The organism is Haloferula rosea, from assembly GCF_016595525.1.
Classification (GTDB): domain Bacteria; phylum Verrucomicrobiota; class Verrucomicrobiia; order Verrucomicrobiales; family Akkermansiaceae; genus Haloferula; species Haloferula rosea.
The window spans coordinates 119,729-139,075 of record NZ_JAENII010000004.1; the positions used below are offsets into that span (position 1 = coordinate 119,729).

Here is a 19,347-nt window from a genome sequence, read left to right on the forward strand (position 1 = left end):
GCAGGATTCATGGTATCCATCTCATTCCATGAAAGCCCTGCACCTTCTTCTGCTCCCAGCCCTCGCCTTCGTCGCGGCGGCGGCACCCATCTCGGACACCACGGTACGGCAGGCGGCGGCGCGGGTGGACCGACTGCTTGAGGACGACCTGAAGGCGGCAGGATTGAAGCCCACTGGGCGCATCGATGATGCGACCTTCCTGCGCCGGGCTTACCTGGGAATCATCGGCCGCATTCCATCCATCGACGAGACGACCCGCTTCCTCGATGACCCATCCGACGACAAAAGGCACGACTTGATCGATACCCTGGTGGATTCCCCGGGCTTCGACTCCCATCTTTTCAATTGGACCGCGGACCTGCTCCGCCTGCAGACGAATCAGGAGCAGTTCGGGCTCGGCTGGCATGTCTGGCTGAGGAAATCGCTCGCCGAGGACAAGCCGTGGGACGAAATGGTGTCCGCCATGCTTTCCTCGACCGGTCATACCAGCAGTGATCCGGCGGTCGGCTACTACCTGCGTGACCGGAACATGCAGTTGGACAATTTCAGCAACACCATGCAGGTGTTCCTCGGTCGCCAGATCGGCTGCGCCCAGTGCCATGACCACCCGTTCGACGACTGGAGTCAGTACGACTACTACCAGATGGCGGCCTTCGGAGGCGGCTTCCAGTACCGGAGTCGCGAGGCGGCCGATGCGGCGCGCAAGGCGGCGATGGCCATGGTGAAGCAACCGGCGAACGCGAAAGCGAAACCCTCTCCGGCCAGCTTCGGCCCGAACAAGAAAAAGAACCAGGCCAACGAGCAGGCGAAGAAGGCAGCCGCCCGCGAGGAAGCGCGGAAGCGTGAGGAGGCCAAACGCGAGCTGCGCAAACAACAGCAGGCTTATCAGAACCAGATCAAGAAGGTCGCGGGGACGTTTCGTCCGCTGTTCAGTGACTTCAACCGCAACGCGGTCTTCGACAACCCGGACACCCTGCTCAAGCTGCCCAGCGACTACCAATACAAGGACGCCAAGCCGGGAGACAAAGTGCCCGCCGAGACTCTCTTCGGGACCAAGCTGAAGAACGTGGCTCCGGAAGACCGACGCGATGTCTTCGCGGAATGGGTCGCCTCGCCGGAGAACCCGTACTTCACCAAAGTCATCGCCAACCGGATGTGGCAGCGGACCTTCGGCTTCGGCCTCGTCGATCCGGTCGATGACTGGAGTGACGATTCGGAGACCCGTCACCCCGAAGTGCTGGCCTACCTCGAGACCACGATGAAGGGCACGGACTACAACCTGCGCGAGTTCCTCCGCATCCTGTTCCACACCCGGCTTTTCCAGCGCGAGTGCCTGACCGAAGAACCGGCGATGGGGGTGCCCCTCGCCTTCCGGGGACCGGTCCTGACCCGCATGAGCGCCGAGCAGATTTTCGATTCATTCCTGGTGCTGCGGAATGGCGAGATCAGTGATGCGGGCTCCTCGAAATTCCAGCGGACCTGGGACGATTATCAGGAACGGATTTCCAATCTCCTCAATGCTCCACCACGTGACCTGCTGGTCCTCGCCGAGTCCGCCAAGCAGGGAGAGGAAGCGAAACGCAAGGCTCAGGCCGATGTCCGCGAGGCACAGAAAAAACTGGCCGAAGCGAAGAACCCGCAGCAGCGAAAGGACGCTCAACGGGCGATCGCGGACGCCAAGGAACGCCTGAGCAAGGCCCGCAAGATGGAGATGCCGGTCATGCGTAATCTGCGGGTCAACGGTGGGGGGAACAAGAGCGGCCCGCTGCGTGCCTCCGAGTACCCGGCACCCTTCGGCCTCGGCTCCTTGGTGCGCGAGTTCGGCGGCTCCGACCGGCAGACGCCATCGTCCGGCCACACGACAGCCACGGTTCCCCAGGCGCTTGCCCTGCTGAATGATCCGCAGACCGACATCGTTTCGGGCAAGAAGAGCCGGCTTGCCCGTGAGCTCATGAAATGCGCGAGCAGCGAGGAGCGCATCGACCACCTCTTCCTGACCCTGCTTTCCAGAATGCCGACCGAAGCCGAGCGATCCCGCTACGCGCCGATGGCGGAAAACCCGACCCAGCTGCGCGACCTGACCCGCGCCATGCTCACCTCGAACCGCTTCCTCTTCATCCAATAACCCATCGCCGACCATGAATCCCAATCAACTCAACGAGCTCAACCGCCGCGATTTCCTCAGCCGGACGGCACGCACCTGCTTCGGGCTCACCATCGGCGGATCGATGGCCCGCCTGTTCGACACGCCTGCCATGGCGGCGGATCCTTCCATCCTCCAGGCAGGGGGCGGAAAGGCAAAGCACGTGATCTACCTCTACATGTCGGGCGGCATGACCCACATCGACACCTTCGACCCGAAGCCGGATGCCCCGAAGGACGTGCGCGGTCCGGTGGATGCGATCTCGACCAACGTCGATGGCATCCAGCTCGGTCATTGCCTGCCGATGCTCGCCAAGCACACCGACAAGATCGCCCTGATCCGCTCAATGAGCACCAACCAGGGTGCCCACGCCCAAGGGAAGTACATGATGCACACCGGCTATGCCCCGCGCGGCACCATCAGCCACCCGTCCTCCGGCGCGTGGGTGTCGAAGCTGGCAGGCAAGGCGAATGACGACCTGCCGTCCTTTGTCCTCGTCGGGGGTGGAAACCGACATCCGGGCGGCGGCTTTTTCGAGCCTCAATTCGCCCCGCTTCCCATCGGAGATCCCGCTCAAGGGCTGAAGAACGTGAAACGGCGCGGAGATACCACCGACGCCTCGCTGGAGCGGCAGATCGATCTGCGTAAGGAGCTGGACCACGATTTCGACACCAAGTTCCACCAAGGCCAGAAGTCGGTGCGCGCCTACAACGAAGTCTATGACTCCGCGGTGACCCTGATGCACTCGAAGGATCTCGAAGCCTTCGACCTTTCCAAGGAGTCGCGCGATGTGCGGGCCGCCTACGGGACCGAACGATTCGGTCAGGGCGTCCTGCTTGCCCGTCGCCTCGTCGAGCGGGGCGTGCGCTTCGTCGAGGTCGAATATGGTGGCTTCGACTGGCACGCCGACAACTTCAGCCAGATGGAAGACAAGATCCCGGTGCTGGATCAGGCGCTGTCGGCCCTCCTCACCGACCTGAAGGCCGGTGGCCTGCTGGACTCCACCCTCGTCGTCGTGGCGACCGAGTTCGGGCGGACGCCGAAGATCACTCCGAACGCCGGACGGAACCACTACCCCAGGGCCTTCTCCGCGCTCATGGCAGGCGGTGGCATCAAGGGCGGTCAGGTTTATGGTGCGACCGACAAGACGGCATCGAAAGTCATCGAGAATCCGGTCAATGCGAAGGACTTCAATGCGACGATCGCCTTTGCGATGGGACTTCCGCACGATCTGCCGGTGATGTCGCCGACCAAACGTCCATTCCGGATGGGTGGGCTCGATGGCAAGCCAATCACCGAAATCTTCACTTGAGCCGACACGGTTGCGCGGCAGGGTGATGTTGATTCCACCGGGCCGTCGGCCGGTCATGGAATCTGGCATTCCTTGGAGAATTCGGTAAACCCTCCGGGTGAAACCGGCCATTTCCCCTGCGATGGACCCCGCTGAGCGCGATCAGGAATTCATACGTCTGCTGACGGCCCACCAAGGGCCGGTGCTGGCGTACATCCGGTCGTTGATGCCCGGCTTCACCGGAGCGAGCGACATTCTCCAGCAGACCAACATCACGCTGTGGAAAAAGAAGGAGGTCTTCGAGCTGGGAACCAACTTCAAGGCGTGGGCCTTCGCCATTGCGAGGAACCACGTGATGGACCAGCGGAAGAAGCTCAAGCGCAACGGCTGGCTCGTTTTCAGCGAGGATGTGGCCGAGCTCTTTGCCGCCGAAGCGGAGGATGACGATCTCGATCAAGACGAGTCCTTCCGCGCCCTTGAGGTCTGCCTGTCGAAGCTCCGCGCCCATGACCGCGAGCTGGTTCAGAAACGCTACTGTGAAAGCGTCACTCTCGAGGAATATGCCGGCCAGCTGAACCGCAGCGCGGGCACCCTCAAGGCACGTCTCTTCAAGATCAGGGCGGGCCTCCGCCGCTGCGTCGACCGACAACTTCAACACGTCTCCCCATGAGTCTCCGCACCGACGAAGAAACCATCCAAGCCATCCTCGATGGGAAGCTCGACGCACGCCGCTTCCAGGCATTCGAAGACCGGTTGCGCCGTGAGCCCGAGCTGCGTGCCCTCTACCGCAGCTACAGCCGGATAGGCGGGTTGCTTGAGGAAAAATTTTCCCAATCCGAGCCGAATACGGCGCCGCTGCCGCGTGCCACCCGCCGCAGTCGCATCGCCTGGATCGGAGTGGCGGCAGCCGCCGCCGCCGTAGCCATCACCCTACCTGCTCTCTCCCCAGAGCCCGTGACCGGACCGCTTGTCGAGTTCGGCCCCGAGTCGCACGGCCAGCTCGTTCACGAGTTGGCCGAGCGGAACCTGTCCCGCCTGCTGCCCGGATCACGCATCGAGCTCAGCCATGGATCCGCCTCGATCCAGTTCGAGTCCGGTGGTGAAGCATACTTCGAGGGTCCCGGCCGCCTCGAATATCTCGGACCGGATCGGTTCCGCCTCGTTGAAGGCCGAGCTTGGTTCGACAGCGGAAGCCGGTCGGTCGCCTGTCGTACCCAGCACCTCGAAGCCGAATCCCAAGGTGCCGAGTTCGGGATGCTCGTGGATCACGCCGGTCGCGAAGAACTCCATGTCCTGAAGGGCGAGGTCACCATGACCAATGGGCCCGCCTCCCGCCAGACCGTGGATGCCGGAACCTCGGCGCTGTGGAGCACGGAGGATGTCACCCTGGTCAAAACCTCCCATTCCTTCGCGACTCGATTCCCGAGCGCGGTCACCGTGTTCGAGGAAGACTTCAGTGAACCCGATCTGACGCCCCTCGCGGGTAAGAACCCGGATCATGGAGTGGGTTCATGGAAGGTCGAGTACGGCGGGCCATTGATCGAAAATGGGGTTCTCGATACCAGTGGCAATGTCCGCCACACCGCTTTTGCCGGCATTTCCGGTCCGCCGCTCGATGAGCTTTCCCACATCCTGCTCCTGACCCTCGAAACCGAGAACCCCGATACCGCGGGCTTCCACTCCGCAGGATGGGCCGGCGTCAGCTTGTTCACCGGAGACGAGGAACGGATCTTCGTCGGGGACCCGAATGGTCCTGAAGAAGGCTGGGCCCTGCATCCGGCTGGATACAGTGCCCGCCACGCCTGCCCGCTGCTGGAAGGGAAGACGACCGTTACCCTTCGCTACGATTATCGCAGTGGCCTTGCCCAGCTCTTCGAAGGCACCGACACGTCCGGGCCCGCACTGGCATCCGAGTGGATCGCCCCCGGCCTTCAGTTTGATCGCGTCCGCATCGCAAATGGTTCCCAGGCTGACGCCGCCGTGGACGCTGGCAAGCCAGCATCCGCTGCCGGCGATGGCCCCGACGTCAATGTCCGCGGCGACATTGCGATCCGCCGAATCAAGCTTAGGGTACTCAGCTCCGAATCGGCCACCGTGCCAGGTTCGTGAATCATCGATAAACCCATCTGGCCACATGGCCATTCCTACATAGGGAAGGATCACTCGGGATCGAGGGAGTCCCTCCCAGACCAAACCCGTATCGAACCCAGCCCATGAAAAGCAACCCAGCAGCCGCTGCCCGTGTCCGGCTCACCACCACCGCCCTGACTTTGGGCCTTGCGTCCGTCGCCATCGCGCAGACCACGCAGAATTATTCCGATGCCACCGGCGAAGTCGCCGTGCCGGGAAACCCTTACCCTCACCTCGACATCACCTCCGTCGATGTGACGGTCAATGCCGCCGAGGACGAGATCACTTTCCGCATCAACCTCGATGGGGACCCCGTGGCCACCAACTGGGGCAACTACATGATCGGCATTCGGTCGGCAGGCGGCGGCGACACCTCCGGCAACGGCTGGGGACGCCCGATCGAATTCACTCCCGGCATGACCCGATGGATCGGTTGCTGGGTGAACGACGGCGGATCAGTGACCGGTGGCAACGGCCAGATCTGGACCTATGCCGGGGCAAGCTGGAACCAGACCGGATCGCTGAACGGGACGAACGGAACCGTCACGCCCGATGCGGCTGGAAAGTATGTCGAGATCGTCACGCCGACCGCCAATCTCGACCTCGGCCCGGGCGAGGTCTTTGCCTTTGACGTCTACACCTCCGGTGGCGGTGGTGGAGACGGTGCCGTCGACAGCCTGTCCGCCTCCGCGACCTCGATCGGCAACTGGCCCGATTCTTTTACGACGGATGCCGTAGGTGGTGCGCCCAACCCGGCCCTTGAGTTCACCATGCCGGGAACCGACCCCTTCGTGACCTGGATTCAGGGATTCGGCCTCGCTCCCGGCGATCAGGGTGAGGACGACGATCCGGACATGGACAATCTGACCAACCGTGAGGAATTCGATGCCGATCTCGGCCTGAATCCGAACGATCCGGACACGGATGGCGACAACCTCGATGACGATGTGGAAACCGGAACAGGCACCTACGTGTCCGTGCTTGATACGGGATCCCTTCCTGCCGACGACGATACTGATGACGACGGGTACCTGGACGGCGTCGAGGTCGACGGAACCGCCCTGGGCTATCTGTCCGACCCGAACGAGTTCAACCATGATGATGTCGTGCTTGCCGGCACCTTCCTGACACCTTCCTTCGATCCCACCGGCAACGGTTTGGATCCACTCGGCACGGATGGATTCATGACTCCGGTCGGGACGGGTCTGACCGAGCAGTATCAATGGATGCACCGCATCCAGTTGAGCCCCACCGGGAATTACAGCTTCAAGTTCACCAATGGTCTCGACTGGGCGGATCCCGATCACTGGCAATGGGGAGCCAACGGCTCGCCCAACCAAGTCGTCCGCAACGGCAGTGACATCGAAGTCAGCGTACCACTCAGCGGCATCCATGATTTTGCCATCGATACCGCCAATCTGACCTACTCGGTCACCCGCGCGACCTTCCCGGATCTCCCAAGCTTTCTCGCTGCCTACGGGTTGGCAAGCGGAGGAGATGACGACGACTCCGACAATCTGGACAACTCGGAGGAGTTCGCGCTCGGCACCGACCCGACCAATCCGGATACCGATGGCGACGGCCTTGAGGACGGTTGGGAAAACAACACGGGAACCTGGTTGAGCGGCACCCAGACCGGCACCGATCCGCTCGATGCAGACAGCGATGATGATACGCTGTCAGACGGGATCGAGAGCAACTCGGGAACCTTCAACGGTGCGGGAAACCCCGGAACCAACCCCAACGAGGTCGACAGCGACGGAGACGGGGAGAACGACAACATCGAGATCTTCCAAGGGACCGACCCGACGGACATCAATGATTCGTCCGCCAGCAACGGACTGCCCCTCGTCGACGGGACCAAGGATTCCCTCTATGGCAGCTTCCTCGCGCGCCAGACGATCCAGACCAATTTCGGAGACAACATCAACGAGTTGAATGCCGCTTATGGCAAGGTGGTCGATGGAAAGCTCTACCTGATGCTGACCGGCAATCTCGGTGACAACTTCAACAAGCTGGAGATCTTCATCGATTCGACCGACGACGTGACTGACAACACCTTCATTTCCGCGGGGAATGACGGCGCCAGTGCCATGGATGACATGTTGTTCGATACGGAATTCACCCCGGAATACCACATCATCCTGAGGCGTGGCCTCGGCAAGTTCGACGTTGATTTCGCTGACCTTGGAGCCGGTGTGTGGACCGCCTACGAAGCCGTGTTGAATCAGGGCACCGAGGGTTTTGGTACGACAGGCGTAGGAGTGAATACGCTGCCCATCAACGTGGCCTACAACAACTCCAATACCGGGGGCGTCGGTGGTGGAACAGGAGCTGCCGATCAGGCTGCGGCTGCTGCAGCCATCCACGGGATCGAGATTTGCATCGACCTCGTCGACCTGGGTTCGCCCGTGGCACCGATGAAGGTCATGGCGGCGATCAACAACGACAACCACTCGTTCCTCTCCAACCAAATCCTCGGCGGACTACCGGTCGACCTGGACGGGGTGGGGCTCGGCACCAACAACCTTGGTGATCCTTCGGTGGTCGAGTTTGACCTGATCGATCAGGACCAGTTCTTCCCGGTCGCCCTGACCACCCCGAACGCGGACTTCTCGATCAAGTCGACCACCCTGATCAATGGAGGAACCCAGCTGGAGATCGAGGTGGGAGGTCTGACCAACGGGACACAGTATGTCCTTCGTGAGTCTGCCGACTTGAGCGGATTCGGAGCCGTGACAACAACGGTGACTCCCGCCGCATCCTTCCTCGCCAGCGGCACGACGCAGACGCTGGTCGTTGACCTTCCCGTCGGCGACAAGCGCTTCTACCGTGTCGAGGAGGTCACTCCCTGAGGCTTCCAATCCTTCTCCTCCAGATGGCCCGGTGCCGGGACTCGCTTGAGTCCCGGCGACCCGGGCCTCATTCATTTCCACGATCATGAAATCCATCCTGCTGCTCCTGGCTGCCGGTTCGACCTTGTTTGCCGATCCGGTGGAAATCCGTAACCGCTTCCCGAAGGACGGGATGCACTACCTCGGAGCCGGTGGAGACCCGATGGCCTGCACCACGGATGCAAGGAAGGCAACATGGACGATCCGGGAGGATGGCAAATCCGTGCACTTGATTCATGAAGCAAGCGGCAAGGCCTTCGGCTTCGTGAAAGGCACACCCCGGGCCGTCGACCCGGATCAGGCAGCGACCCTGTCGGTCGAGCAGGTCGAGGAGGGATGGGTGAGATTACGGTCGGCGGAGCATGGCATGCTTCATACCGAGAATCGCCAAGGCGGCATTCAGGTGGGCGACGAACCTCGTCCGGACTGGTGGAGTGCGCAGTGGGAGATCGTCACGCGAACGGATCATGAAACGCTGAGCTCACCGGATGGCCGGTGCCGGATCCACTTCTCCCTGGCGAATGGACGACCGGAGTACTCGCTTACTTTCGGAGACGAGTTGATCCTTTCCCCATCTCCGCTGGGCCTTGTCTTCAAGGATCGTCCTCCGTTGACCGGACCTTTCAAGGTCATCCGTCGCCAAAGCAGGAGCATCGATGAAACATGGAAGCCGGTGTGGGGCCAGCAGTCGGAAATCCGGGATCACGGTGAGGAGCTGAGCATCGAGCTCGAAGAAACGGCCACCACCCAACGCCGGATGATCCTTGTCTTCAGGGCCCATGACGATGGCGTCGCCTTCCGCTACATCCTGCCCGAACAACCGAATCTGAGCACCTTTGCGATCACCGAGGAACGCACCACCTTTCACTTCGCGGCGGAGGCGGATGCATGGTGGTGCGAGGATCTTCCCGACACCTACGAACGCGATTATCGTGAGACGCCGCTTTCCGAAGCCGCGCCCGAGGGGATGCAGACACCGGCGACGTTCCGCACTCCCCAGGGGAGTTATGTCAGCATTCATGAAGCCGCATTGGTCGATTGGGCGGGGATGAAACTCAAGAGCGCGGACGCCGCCTCCAACCTGTCTCCCAAGGCGGATCTGGTGCCTTGGTTCGACTCGGACATCCGCGTCAAGGGCCGGACGCCGATGCGTTCGCCATGGCGCACCATCCAGCTCGCCAAACGCCCGGGCGGATTGATCGAATCGTCCCTCATCCTCAACCTGAATGAACCCTCGGCGATCACCGACACCTCATGGATCGAGCCCTCCAAGTTCATGGGCATCTGGTGGGGGATGATCACCAACACCTGGACGTGGGACCACGATGACCCGGACCAGCACGGCGCCACCACGGAGAGAGCAAAACGATACATCGACGCCTGCGCCGAGGTGGGTGCCACCGGCTTGCTCGTCGAAGGTTGGTGTGAGGGCTGGTCGGGCGGCATCCCGGGATGGAGGAACATGGAATTCACCAACCCGACCGATGACTTCGACATCCTCGAGGTCGTGAAATACGGGCGCTCCAAGGGCGTGCGTCTGGTCGGCCATCATGAAACCGGGGGAGACATCCCGAACTACGAGCGGCAGGCCGAAGCGGCCTTCAACTACTACCGCAAGCTCGGCATCAACACCGTGAAGACCGGATACGTCACGGGGGACAAACCGGTCTACACCGACACGCCGCCGGGCAATGAACACCACCACGGGCAATACATGGTGCGGCACTATCAGCGCATCATCGAACTCGCCGCGAAGTACCAGATCATGATCGATGCCCACGAGCCGATCAAACCCACCGGCCTGTCGCGCACCTGGCCGAACTTCGTCGCCCGTGAGGGAGCCCGCGGTGGCGAGTTCAACAGCTTCGTTGGCAACCCTCCACGCCACACCACCATCCTCCCCTTCACGCGCATCCTCGGCGGCCCGATGGACTACACCCCGGGGCTCTTCGACTGTGCGTTCCAGCCCGACAAACCCTTCTCGACCCGAGCCAACCAGCTCGCGCTCTACGTGGTCCTGTGGAGCCCGTTGCAGATGGCCGCCGACCACTACCAGTGCTACCAGGGCGAAGCCGCGGCCACCTTCATCCGCCGGGTTCCTGTGGGTGACTGGGACGAGACGCGCATCCTCGATGCCGGAATCGGAGACTACATCGTGACCGCCCGTCGCAAGGGCAAGCGGTGGTATGTGGGTGCGGTGAACGACGAGAACCCTCGTACTTTGAAGGTCGACCTGGGGGGCATCCTTGACCCCGGGAGCAACTACGAGGCCATTCTGTACGCCGATGCGGCGGATGCGGACTACCGCAGCAACCCACACGCGATGGAGATCACGAAGATCACCTTCAAGTCACCCCATCTGTTGGAGTTGAACCTGAGGGCCGGCGGTGGTGCGGCCATCGAGATCCACCCTGCGGGCGACCCGCTCGAGCTGCCCGAAGGAGATGCCGGAACACCACCTCGAGCCACGCCGCTCCGGTTGCGCGCCAAGCACAGCGATCGCGCCCTGACCTCGGTCGACGGTACCATTCAGCAGAAGGACATCAGCAAGGGTAGCCAGCAATGGATGCTCGAACCCGCCGAGGGTGACCAGTGGCGGATCGTCATGGGTGACTTGGTATTGGCTGCCGAAGGCAACGAGAATGGCGCACCGGTCCGTCTTGAGACCGACCGCAAGGATGCCTTGCAGCGGTGGCGGCTGGAACACGTGGCAGGCAGCTACTACCACATCGTCAACGCCGATGGCGGTCGCTTGCTCGATGTCATCGGCGGCAGCTACGCCGATGGTGCCGCCACCCACCTCTGGGAGAAGGCACACGTTCCGAGTCAGGTCTGGTGGATCGATCCGGTCGAATAGAGGATGCTCAGCTTCGCGGCGCTGCCGCCTTGGCGACAAGCTCCTCGACCACTTCCAGGTTCAGATTCTCCAGTTTGGTGAAGCGGATGCAGCTCTTGCCCACCGAGACCTTGCCCAGGCGCTCCTTTGCCTCCTCGGCTGGGTAGCAGCCATTCTCCCCCTCGCCGCAGAGATACAAGCTCATGTGGGCCTTCTGGCTGGCCAGGGCGATCCTCGGCCACTCACCGCTGCAGCCACTCTGGGTGCGGTAGGGCTCGAGCCCGTAACCGATCATCCCGTAGACGATGACGGGCTCCAGGTCGGGGGCGGTGCGGCGGATCAGCTGGTGCATGGTCGTCATCGCCTCCCGTCGCTTCTCCGGCACCCACGCAAGGTAGTCGGCAGGGGTTGTGATGGCGTCCGGAGCCTTCATCCCGCCAGTTTGGACGGGATTCCGTTCAAGTCCAGTCAGTGCTGCCTCATCCCGTTCTTGCCAAGCGCTCCGAGGTCTCTTTCACTCCCGCCCCCGGCCATGGCCCTCATCGTTCAAAAATACGGCGGTTCTTCCGTTGGCACCATCGATCGCATCCGCAATGTCGCCCAGCGGATCAAGCGGACCTGTGACGATGGCAATCAGGTCGTCGCGGTCGTTTCTGCCATGGGCGGCGTGACGGACAAGCTGATCGGCATGGCGGGTGAGCTCACCGCCAATCCCCCGGAGCGGGAACTCGATGTGCTGCTCTCCACCGGCGAGCAACAATCGATCGCTCTGCTCAGCATGGCGCTGAATGAACTCGGCGTCGAAGCCATGTCGGTGACCGGTCGCCAGGCGGGCATCCGCACCACCGGCAGCCACACCCGTGGCCGCATCGAGGACATCCAGCCGGATTTCATGTGCAGCCAACTCGAGCAGGGGAAATGCCTCGTCGTGGCCGGCTTCCAGGGGATCACCCCGGATGGCATGATCCACACGCTTGGCCGTGGAGGCTCCGACCTGACCGCCATTGCGGTGGCCGCCGCGGTGAAGGCCGATGTCTGCCAGATCCTCACCGATGTCGATGGCGTCTACACCTGCGACCCCCGGGTCGTGAAGAATGCCCGCAAACTCCCCGAGATCTCCTATGACGAGATGCTTGAAATGGCGTCGTCCGGCTCCAAAGTGATGCAGTCGCGTTCGGTCGAGTTTGCCAAGAAATACGGCGTGCTTTTCGAAGTCCGCTCATCCCTCAATGACAACCCGGGCACGATCGTGCTCGAAGAACATCCCACCATGGAAAACGTCGTCATCCGCGGAGTCTCGATCGAGCGCTCCCAAGCCCGCGTCACCATCACCGGCATCCCGGACGAACCCGGCATGTCCGCCAAGATCCTGTGCGCCCTCGGCGATGCGGAGATCAACATCGACATGATCGTTTCGAACATCGCCAGTGACGGCTTCGCACGGCACTCGTTCACGATGCACTCGAACGACCTCGGTCGTGCCCAGGCCGCGCTCAAGCCACTCCTCGCGAGCATCGGGCCCGACGCCAAGGTCGAGACCGAAGCCGGCATCGCCAAGCTCTCCTCGGTCGGCATCGGCATGCGCTCCCACTCGGGCGTGGCCGCCACCATGTTCCGCGCGCTGGGTGAGGCAGGCATCAACATCGGCATGATCTCCACCTCGGAAATCAAGATTGCCGTGACGGTCGATGAAACACGCATCGAAGACGCCGCCCGCGCCGTCCACGATGCCTTCCAGCTCGACAAGCCACCCGTGGCCTGAGGGCTGCCGCAGCGCAAGGTCCGACCCTCTTTCCTCCGTGTCAGGCTTGCCAGCCGACACGGAGTTTTCTTTTCCGGGGATGAGGTCTACGGCGTCGGGCCTTGTTCTTCGACCGTGGGTCGATCTGATTCCTCCTCATCGGCAAGAAGCCGTTTCAGCACGGTGGCAAAGCGGTTGTAGAAGAACCCGAGTGTGACCAGCGCCACCCCAAGGGCGATGAATGCCATCACCCGGATGAAGGTCTCGAAGGCCCAGACATCGACAAGGAATAGCTTGGCGAGTGCGAGCGCGAGCAGGGCAAAGCCGATGTGACGCAGGGTCGCCATGGAGCGCCACAGTCCGACGCAGACGTACGTGAAGCCTAGTAGTGTCCAGAGGATGGCGACGGGTTGCCAGCCCAGATGAACCGCGAGGGCCTGGGTGGTCCAGACTGCCGCGCCCACGGCGAATGCTGCCTGAATGAGCCGCCGGACCTCGCGGGGCAGGGTGACCGGAATCACACGCAGGAAGGTGGCCACCCCCAGACTTGCGACGAACCCGAATCCGTGGGCAATGGATGGCATGGCTTCCTGGTCCCACGACGCGGTGGCAAGTGCCCCGATGAAGCCGACGACGGATACGAACGAGAGCAGCCCGACCTCGGGCAGGCGTTGCCTGAATCCAAGTCGGTGGACGGTGAGCCAGATGGCGAGCGTGGTCAGCGGGATGAGATCGATCCATCCCTGCGGGAACATGCCTGTCCATGCCCAGAGCCAGGCCACCAGGGCCGTGCTCCGCGTGATCCCATGGACGGACTTGGTTCCGACCCAGCCCGGCCTTTCGCGGTAGGCTGCCGCGGTAAGCGTCAAGAGGGCGGAGGCTGTCGTCAGGAATCCATACCCGGCCTGGTTGGAACCGAGATCGAGCATCAACAGCAGTGAGAGGAGGAGCATCAAGGATGCCCCCACCTCGAGGCTCCGAAGCCGGACCCATCGAAACGCAAGCACCATGCCGGGCACGGCACCCGACATCAGGATCAGGCTGAGTTGACTGCCGAGGTCCCACTCGTGAATCGAAAAGCTCATGGCCAGGGGGAAGCTCAGGGCGTGCAGCCAGGTGAGAGGGTGCACACCGGGCAGCCCCGACCGGCGCTCCCACAGGGCGGCCGAGCAAGCAGCGCAAATGGCCACCGCGGAGAATGAGAACGACCCGACCGTCAGGACATGCAATGGCATCAGGACGACGGTGACGACCGCGAAGGCGGCGGATGCTTCCCGCAGTGCGGGCAGCCAACGCCTGCCGCCGGCCAGCAGATAGCCGCAGGACAAGCCCAGCGAGATGAGTGCGGTCAGGCCGGTCTGCCAGATGGGATCGAGTCGGAGGATCCAGCCGAGAAATGCGACGGCACTCGCCGCCGCGAGCCCGGAGACGGCGGCGACATTGGCCAGGATGGCGATGGGGCTCTCGGCCTTGAGGTTTCGTTTTCCCCAGCACCACAGCCCGGTGGTCACGGTGAGAAGCAGGGCGACCAGGCCGAACGACAGGGTGGATGTCGTCGGGTGAATGAACGCCAAGAGGACGGACAGCACCATGGCGAGCATGGAGAACGCGAGCTCGGGAAGCCGGCGGAATCGGCAGAAGGCGACGGCCAATGCCACCGACTCCAGCGCCAGCCCCACGGCCATCTGGTAGCCCTCCAGCCTGAGGATCAGAGCGAGGGTCAGAAGCCCGAGTCCCTGGCTGAGCTGCGTGCTGCTCCCGGCATTCCGGTTGCGGGAAAGTGCTCCCAAGGCCACAAGAACCAGCCCGAAGACGGCGGGAACCCGCCAGAAGGCATCGAAATCGAGCATCAACCACTGCAGCGAAATCAACCCGAAGCAGGCAGCGTTGTTGATCCCGACGAACCATGCCGTTCCACGCGCAGAGAGGGCTCCTTCGAAACGTCCGGCCATGCCGATGACACCCGGCAGGGCGAACATGGCCCAGCTCGCGGCGACGAAAAACATGCCCGAGACATGCAACTCGCCACCGGCGGCTCCGGCGAGGTTCCACCATAGGAAGGATGCGTAGATGCCGACCATGCCGACCCACCCCAGCGCCCCCCAACCGGGCCGCCGCATCAGATAGACTCCGCCAGCTGCGAGGAACACGTTCGACACCGCCGCCAGCCATCCGACCGGCTGCAGCGTGGTGGCATAGGCTGACATCAGCAGGCCCATCATTGCCGTGAGCGGTGCCTTGCGGCGGATGGAAGTGCCGACGATTAAAGCCGCCGAGCCCAACAGAAGCAGCGCTGCAACCACGGGTGACTCGATCACCCGGAGTCGCTCCACCTGGTGACTGGCGAAGGTGCACCAGTAGAAGAAGGCCATCCCTCCAGCGAGGAGGACTTCTCCGAACTTCTCCGTGCGGTCGCGTTTGGCCAACCACCAGCCTGTGGCCGACAGACCCAGCGCCGAGACATACAAGGCGACGAGCCGGACCGCGGCGGGTAGCTCCTTGATCCAGTTCTGATAGGCGTAGTTGCCAAGGAGGACGAGCCCGGTCACCAGGAGGACCACGCCGATTCTCACCAGCCAGATCCTGCCGATCTGCAGCTCCATCTCTCCCTTCGCAGGTGCGACAGGGGGTGGCGCGACGATCGCAGCCACGTCTTCATCCTCGGGAAGTTCTTCCTCGATCGCGGGTGCCTCGTGGATGGGGGGCACGACTTCCACTGGCTCCACCGGCTCGGCGGGCACGGGCAGCGGTGGCGGCACGGGGGCCCGTTCGGTCTCACATTCCACGGTCAAGCGCCGCTCGAGGTCGGCGATCGCATCCCGCAGTGATTCGATCTCCCGGGTATGGGATAGCTCGATCTGTTCGAGGCGCTCTCGCAGGCGGATCAACTCCGCCCGCTGTGGATCACTGGGGGCCATCCGCGGAATCTATCGGATTCCCATCAATCCGGGGCATCGATAATCAAGGAATCGGCATCGGCAGAATCGATGTTTCTGACCGGCCAAGCCAACCGTCTTCTTCAGATATCGATCGCCTCCTTCGCTCGCGTCCGGAGTTCCCACAGGGAGAGCACGCCTTTCACCTCGGAGGCCGCGCATGATCCGTCGACATGCTTCTCGGTGGCGATGACCTTTCCGTCCTTCTCCAGCTTGAGCTGGATGGTGTCCTGAGTCGTGCAGCCTCCCTCCGGTCCGGCCTGGTAGTAGTCGAGTAGCAACTCGAGCCCCTCAAGGTCGGCCTTGCTGAGTTTCACGGTGCCGAGATTCACCTTCTTGGCCGGCTTTCCCTGGTCGAACTGACCGGTCAGCTCCCAGACCTGCACGCTATCTCCACGAAACTCGAAGTAGGTGGTCGAGTTGTGGAAACACCCCTGGGACTCGAAGGTGACCTTGAGTCGTGAACCTGCCGGGCGGTCCTCGAAGGAGATCGGCTTGGCCCCGACCAGGCAGGGAAGGAGCGTGAGGAGGAGGACGCTGGTTTTCATTCCACCCGTGTAGCGCTTCTCCCGGCGCCTCTCAAGGATGGAAGAGGCACGGGCACGGCCGAAGCAAGGTCCGCTACCTGGCGGGATCGATTCTCAGCAGGACCAGCCAGCTTTGGTCGGACTCAGCCTGCTCCGCCTTTCGCGGTGCGGTTGCAGCGGAAAGCACCTGCCAGTGTCCCGCTTCCACACGAAGGAGTCCGCCAGCCCGGAACAGGGTGAAGACCGGCATCTGCAGATGAAGTTCCTCATCCCCGTAGTTCGCCTTTCCAGTCTGTTGGACATCTTCCAGAGAGAGGGAGAGATCCCACGAGCCGTCGTCGACCGATACCGGGTGAATCTCCGCCTCGACACTCAGGCCGGTGTTCCGGGTTTCGAAGGCGGTCGGGGTGGCAGCGGTGGCCAGCTTGCCGATGACCTCGGACAGCGAGCCATTTTTGTCGGACTCGAGGAGTGGCTCGATGGCTTCCGCGGGCAGGACTTCGGGCGGCTCATACTCGGTCGGATAGATCTGCTCCACGATGCTCTCGATGCTGCTTCGGGACTTCGCTTCAAGGGAAAGGACCGGTGCGTGTACCAGGCGGGCTGGTCCGGGCAGCAGTTCCCGGCGCCAGGCTGCGACGGCCTCTTTCCCTTCGAGCTGATCCAGACGGATCGCCATTTCCCTCGAGTTCAATTCCCACACCTCGATCCTCAGCCTCAGCGTTTCGCGTGCTTCGGCGAGACGTTGTTCCGGGACGCGGTCCAGACCGTAGCCCGAGGCATGCCCTACATCGGCAAAGGGATCCTGATCCCGCACTTCGGAAGCTCCGATGTCCGGATCGGCCACGGCCACGCCTCCAGAGTTGGAAGCCGTGGGCTCAGGCTCCTGGGCGCTGAGGAACGCGGCGAGCGGGATCATCATCGAAATCGTCCGAATCTTCATGGTTCAGTGGGTAACATCGATGGAACGTGATGAAGAGAAGGACTATTCATGATTTCCGTCTGGAAACTGCCCGCGCATATCCGCAAGCGCTCCGCGCATTTCCCCGTTTTCATCGTCCGATTCCGAATCCAGTATCCCCGTCTCATGTTTCCCTCGTCCTTCAACGAACACCTTGATCAAACGCTCGCCGAGATCGAATCCGCCGGGCTCTACAAGCGCGAGCGCCTGATCGACTCGACCCAGAACTCAACCGTCCGCCTGAAGGATGGCCGCGAGGTGATCAACATGTGCGCCAACAACTACCTCGGACTGGCCGACCACCCGGAAGTCGTCGGTGCGGCCAAGGAGGCACTCGATCGTTGGGGATTCGGCATGGCCAGTGTGCGCTTCATCTGCGGCACCCAGACGCTGCACAAGAAGCTGGAGGAAACCATCAGCCGCTTCCTCGGCACCGAGGACACCATCCTTTACCCGAGCTGCTTCGATGCGAATGGCGGGCTCTTCGAAGTCCTGCTCACCGCCGAGGATGCCGTGATCTCCGACTCGCTCAATCACGCTTCCATCATCGACGGCGTGCGCCTGTGCAAGGCAAAGCGGTTCCGCTATGCCAACAACGACATGGCCGATCTGGAAGCGAAGCTTCAGGAAGCGGATGCCGCCGGAGCGCGCTTCAAGTTGATTACTACGGATGGCGTATTTTCCATGGATGGCATCATCGGCCAGCTGGACAAGGTCCACGCCCTCGCGGACAAGTACAACGCCATTGTCCACTTCGACGACTGCCACTCGACGGGTTTCCTCGGTGAGCGGGGCCGTGGCACGCACGAGCACTGTGGATTGTTCGGCAAGATCGACCTGACCACCGGCACGCTTGGCAAGGCCCTGGGCGGTGCTTCCGGCGGCTACACCTCCGGCAAGAAGGAAGTCATCGACCTGCTGCGCCAGCGTTCGCGCCCCTACCTGTTCTCCAATACGATTGCTCCGCCCATCGCAGCCGCTTCGGTCAAGGTCTTCGAGATGCTCGAGGCCTCGACCGAGTTTGCCGACCGCGTGAAGGAGAACACCAAGTACTTCCGCGATGCCATGGCGGGCACCGGCTTCACCATCGCCGGTGAGGACCACCCGATTTCACCGGTCATGCTCGGGGACGCCGCCCTGTCCCAGAAATTCGCCGACAAGCTTCTCGATCACGGTGTCTATGCCATCGGCTTCTTCTTCCCCGTGGTGCCCAAGGACACCGCACGCATCCGCACCCAGATCAGCGCGGCCCACACCCGCGAGCAGCTCGACAAGGGCATCGAAGCCTTCGTCAAGACGGGCAAGGAGCTGGGAGTGATTTGAGTGGGTGGGCTTTTGGAGTTCGCTGTGATGACGAACTCCATGCTGTCCTTGAACGGATTCCCACCGACTGATGACGCGCCTTGAAGAAAGTTGATGTGCATACTGACGGCGCCTGCCGTGGAAATCCGGGGCCGGGAGGATTCGGCGTGGTGCTGACCAGTGGGAAGCATCGGCTGGAGCTGTCGCAGGGATTTGCGCGGACGACGAACAACCGGATGGAACTGCTGGCGGCGATCGTGGCCCTGGAGGCATTGACCCAACCTTGTTCCGTGCGCCTTTGGTCGGACTCCCGCTATCTGGTGGATGCCATGACCAAGGGTTGGCTGCGCGGGTGGAAGCGCAAGGGATGGGTGACTTCAAATCGCCAGCCGGTGAAGAACCGGGACCTGTGGGAGCGTCTCGATGCGGCGGCGGAAGCGCACGAGGTCGAGTGGAAGTGGCTCAAGGGGCACGCCGGTCACAGGGAGAACGAACGCTGCGATGAACTGGCGGTGACGGCCTCCCAAGCTCCCGGGTTACCACCGGATGATGGCTTCGAGGGGAACTGAGTGGTGAAGTCGGACCT

Annotated in this window: 13 protein-coding genes; 9 read left to right on the plus strand and 4 right to left on the minus strand. The window is 62.5% G+C overall.

Features of this window, described 5'->3' with window-relative positions; translation table 11 throughout:
* Positions 1-28: 28 nt before the first annotated feature.
* From JIN81_RS06725 to JIN81_RS06750, 6 genes are all read left to right on the plus strand, one after another.
* Positions 29-2,125 (plus strand): DUF1549 domain-containing protein, encoded by a 2,097-nt coding sequence (locus JIN81_RS06725; RefSeq protein ID WP_200277904.1) that lies wholly within the window; start codon positions 29-31, stop codon positions 2,123-2,125.
* 13 nt (positions 2,126-2,138) lie between these two features.
* Positions 2,139-3,455, plus strand: a complete 1,317-nt coding sequence (locus JIN81_RS06730; protein WP_200277905.1) for a DUF1501 domain-containing protein — start codon at positions 2,139-2,141, stop codon at positions 3,453-3,455.
* A gap of 97 nt (positions 3,456-3,552) precedes the next feature.
* Entirely contained in the window at positions 3,553-4,104 is a 552-nt protein-coding gene (locus JIN81_RS06735; RefSeq protein WP_200277906.1) for a sigma-70 family RNA polymerase sigma factor, read from the plus strand.
* Positions 4,101-5,543, plus strand: coding sequence for an anti-sigma factor family protein (locus JIN81_RS06740; RefSeq protein ID WP_200277907.1), 1,443 nt, complete (start codon positions 4,101-4,103; stop codon positions 5,541-5,543). Before JIN81_RS06735 ends, JIN81_RS06740 begins: the two co-directional genes overlap by 4 nt.
* 104 nt (positions 5,544-5,647) lie before the next feature.
* Positions 5,648-8,419: a hypothetical protein gene (locus JIN81_RS06745; protein WP_200277908.1), complete on the plus strand. Its 2,772-nt coding sequence runs from the start codon at positions 5,648-5,650 to the stop codon at positions 8,417-8,419.
* 85 nt (positions 8,420-8,504) lie between these two features.
* Positions 8,505-11,315 carry a glycoside hydrolase family 97 N-terminal domain-containing protein gene (locus JIN81_RS06750; protein ID WP_200277913.1) on the plus strand — a complete coding sequence of 937 codons (2,811 nt, stop codon included), beginning with the start codon at positions 8,505-8,507 and terminating at the stop codon, positions 11,313-11,315.
* A 7-nt stretch (positions 11,316-11,322) separates the two neighbouring features.
* On the opposite strand, the gene JIN81_RS06755 is transcribed toward JIN81_RS06750, so the two are convergent.
* Positions 11,323-11,727 (minus strand): iron chaperone, encoded by a 405-nt coding sequence (locus tag JIN81_RS06755; protein ID WP_200277915.1) that lies wholly within the window; start codon positions 11,725-11,727, stop codon positions 11,323-11,325.
* Between the two features lie 99 nt (positions 11,728-11,826).
* Here JIN81_RS06755 and JIN81_RS06760 point away from each other — a divergent pair, with 99 nt between their 5' ends.
* A complete protein-coding gene (locus JIN81_RS06760; protein WP_200277917.1) occupies positions 11,827-13,056 on the plus strand; it encodes an aspartate kinase in 1,230 nt (409 codons plus the stop codon).
* A gap of 86 nt (positions 13,057-13,142) precedes the next feature.
* On the opposite strand, the gene JIN81_RS06765 is transcribed toward JIN81_RS06760, so the two are convergent.
* The 3 genes from JIN81_RS06765 to JIN81_RS06775 all read right to left on the minus strand — a co-directional run bounded on the left by JIN81_RS06765 (position 13,143) and on the right by JIN81_RS06775 (position 17,441).
* Positions 13,143-15,953 (minus strand): DUF2339 domain-containing protein, encoded by a 2,811-nt coding sequence (locus tag JIN81_RS06765; RefSeq protein WP_200277919.1) that lies wholly within the window; start codon positions 15,951-15,953, stop codon positions 13,143-13,145.
* A gap of 101 nt (positions 15,954-16,054) precedes the next feature.
* Positions 16,055-16,519, minus strand: coding sequence for a hypothetical protein (locus JIN81_RS06770; RefSeq protein WP_200277921.1), 465 nt, complete (start codon positions 16,517-16,519; stop codon positions 16,055-16,057).
* A gap of 73 nt (positions 16,520-16,592) precedes the next feature.
* Positions 16,593-17,441 (minus strand): hypothetical protein, encoded by an 849-nt coding sequence (locus tag JIN81_RS06775; protein ID WP_200277923.1) that lies wholly within the window; start codon positions 17,439-17,441, stop codon positions 16,593-16,595.
* Between the two features lie 144 nt (positions 17,442-17,585).
* Between JIN81_RS06775 and kbl the strand changes: the two genes are divergently transcribed.
* The gene (kbl, locus tag JIN81_RS06780) at positions 17,586-18,782 is read left to right on the plus strand and encodes a glycine C-acetyltransferase (protein ID WP_200278352.1); all 1,197 of its coding nucleotides are present in this window, start codon (positions 17,586-17,588) and stop codon (positions 18,780-18,782) included.
* A gap of 80 nt (positions 18,783-18,862) precedes the next feature.
* Complete coding sequence (gene rnhA / locus JIN81_RS06785; RefSeq protein WP_200277925.1) at positions 18,863-19,330, plus strand: ribonuclease HI; 468 nt, start codon at positions 18,863-18,865, stop codon at positions 19,328-19,330.
* Positions 19,331-19,347: the final 17 nt, after the last annotated feature.

Bases quoted from the DNA above. Each gene is read 5' to 3' on its own strand.
- JIN81_RS06750 (WP_200277913.1), top strand. From the start codon at position 8,505: ATGAAATCCATCCTGCTGCTCCTGGCTGCCGGTTCGACCTTGTTTGCC.
- kbl (WP_200278352.1), top strand. From the start codon at position 17,586: ATGTTTCCCTCGTCCTTCAACGAACACCTTGATCAAACGCTCGCCGAG.
- JIN81_RS06740 (WP_200277907.1), top strand. From the start codon at position 4,101: ATGAGTCTCCGCACCGACGAAGAAACCATCCAAGCCATCCTCGATGGG.
- JIN81_RS06760 (WP_200277917.1), top strand. From the start codon at position 11,827: ATGGCCCTCATCGTTCAAAAATACGGCGGTTCTTCCGTTGGCACCATC.
- JIN81_RS06745 (WP_200277908.1), top strand. From the start codon at position 5,648: ATGAAAAGCAACCCAGCAGCCGCTGCCCGTGTCCGGCTCACCACCACC.
- JIN81_RS06730 (WP_200277905.1), top strand. From the start codon at position 2,139: ATGAATCCCAATCAACTCAACGAGCTCAACCGCCGCGATTTCCTCAGC.
- JIN81_RS06765 (WP_200277919.1), bottom strand. From the start codon at position 15,953: ATGGCCCCCAGTGATCCACAGCGGGCGGAGTTGATCCGCCTGCGAGAG.
- JIN81_RS06770 (WP_200277921.1), bottom strand. From the start codon at position 16,519: ATGAAAACCAGCGTCCTCCTCCTCACGCTCCTTCCCTGCCTGGTCGGG.
- JIN81_RS06725 (WP_200277904.1), top strand. From the start codon at position 29: ATGAAAGCCCTGCACCTTCTTCTGCTCCCAGCCCTCGCCTTCGTCGCG.
- JIN81_RS06775 (WP_200277923.1), bottom strand. From the start codon at position 17,441: ATGAAGATTCGGACGATTTCGATGATGATCCCGCTCGCCGCGTTCCTC.
- JIN81_RS06755 (WP_200277915.1), bottom strand. From the start codon at position 11,727: ATGAAGGCTCCGGACGCCATCACAACCCCTGCCGACTACCTTGCGTGG.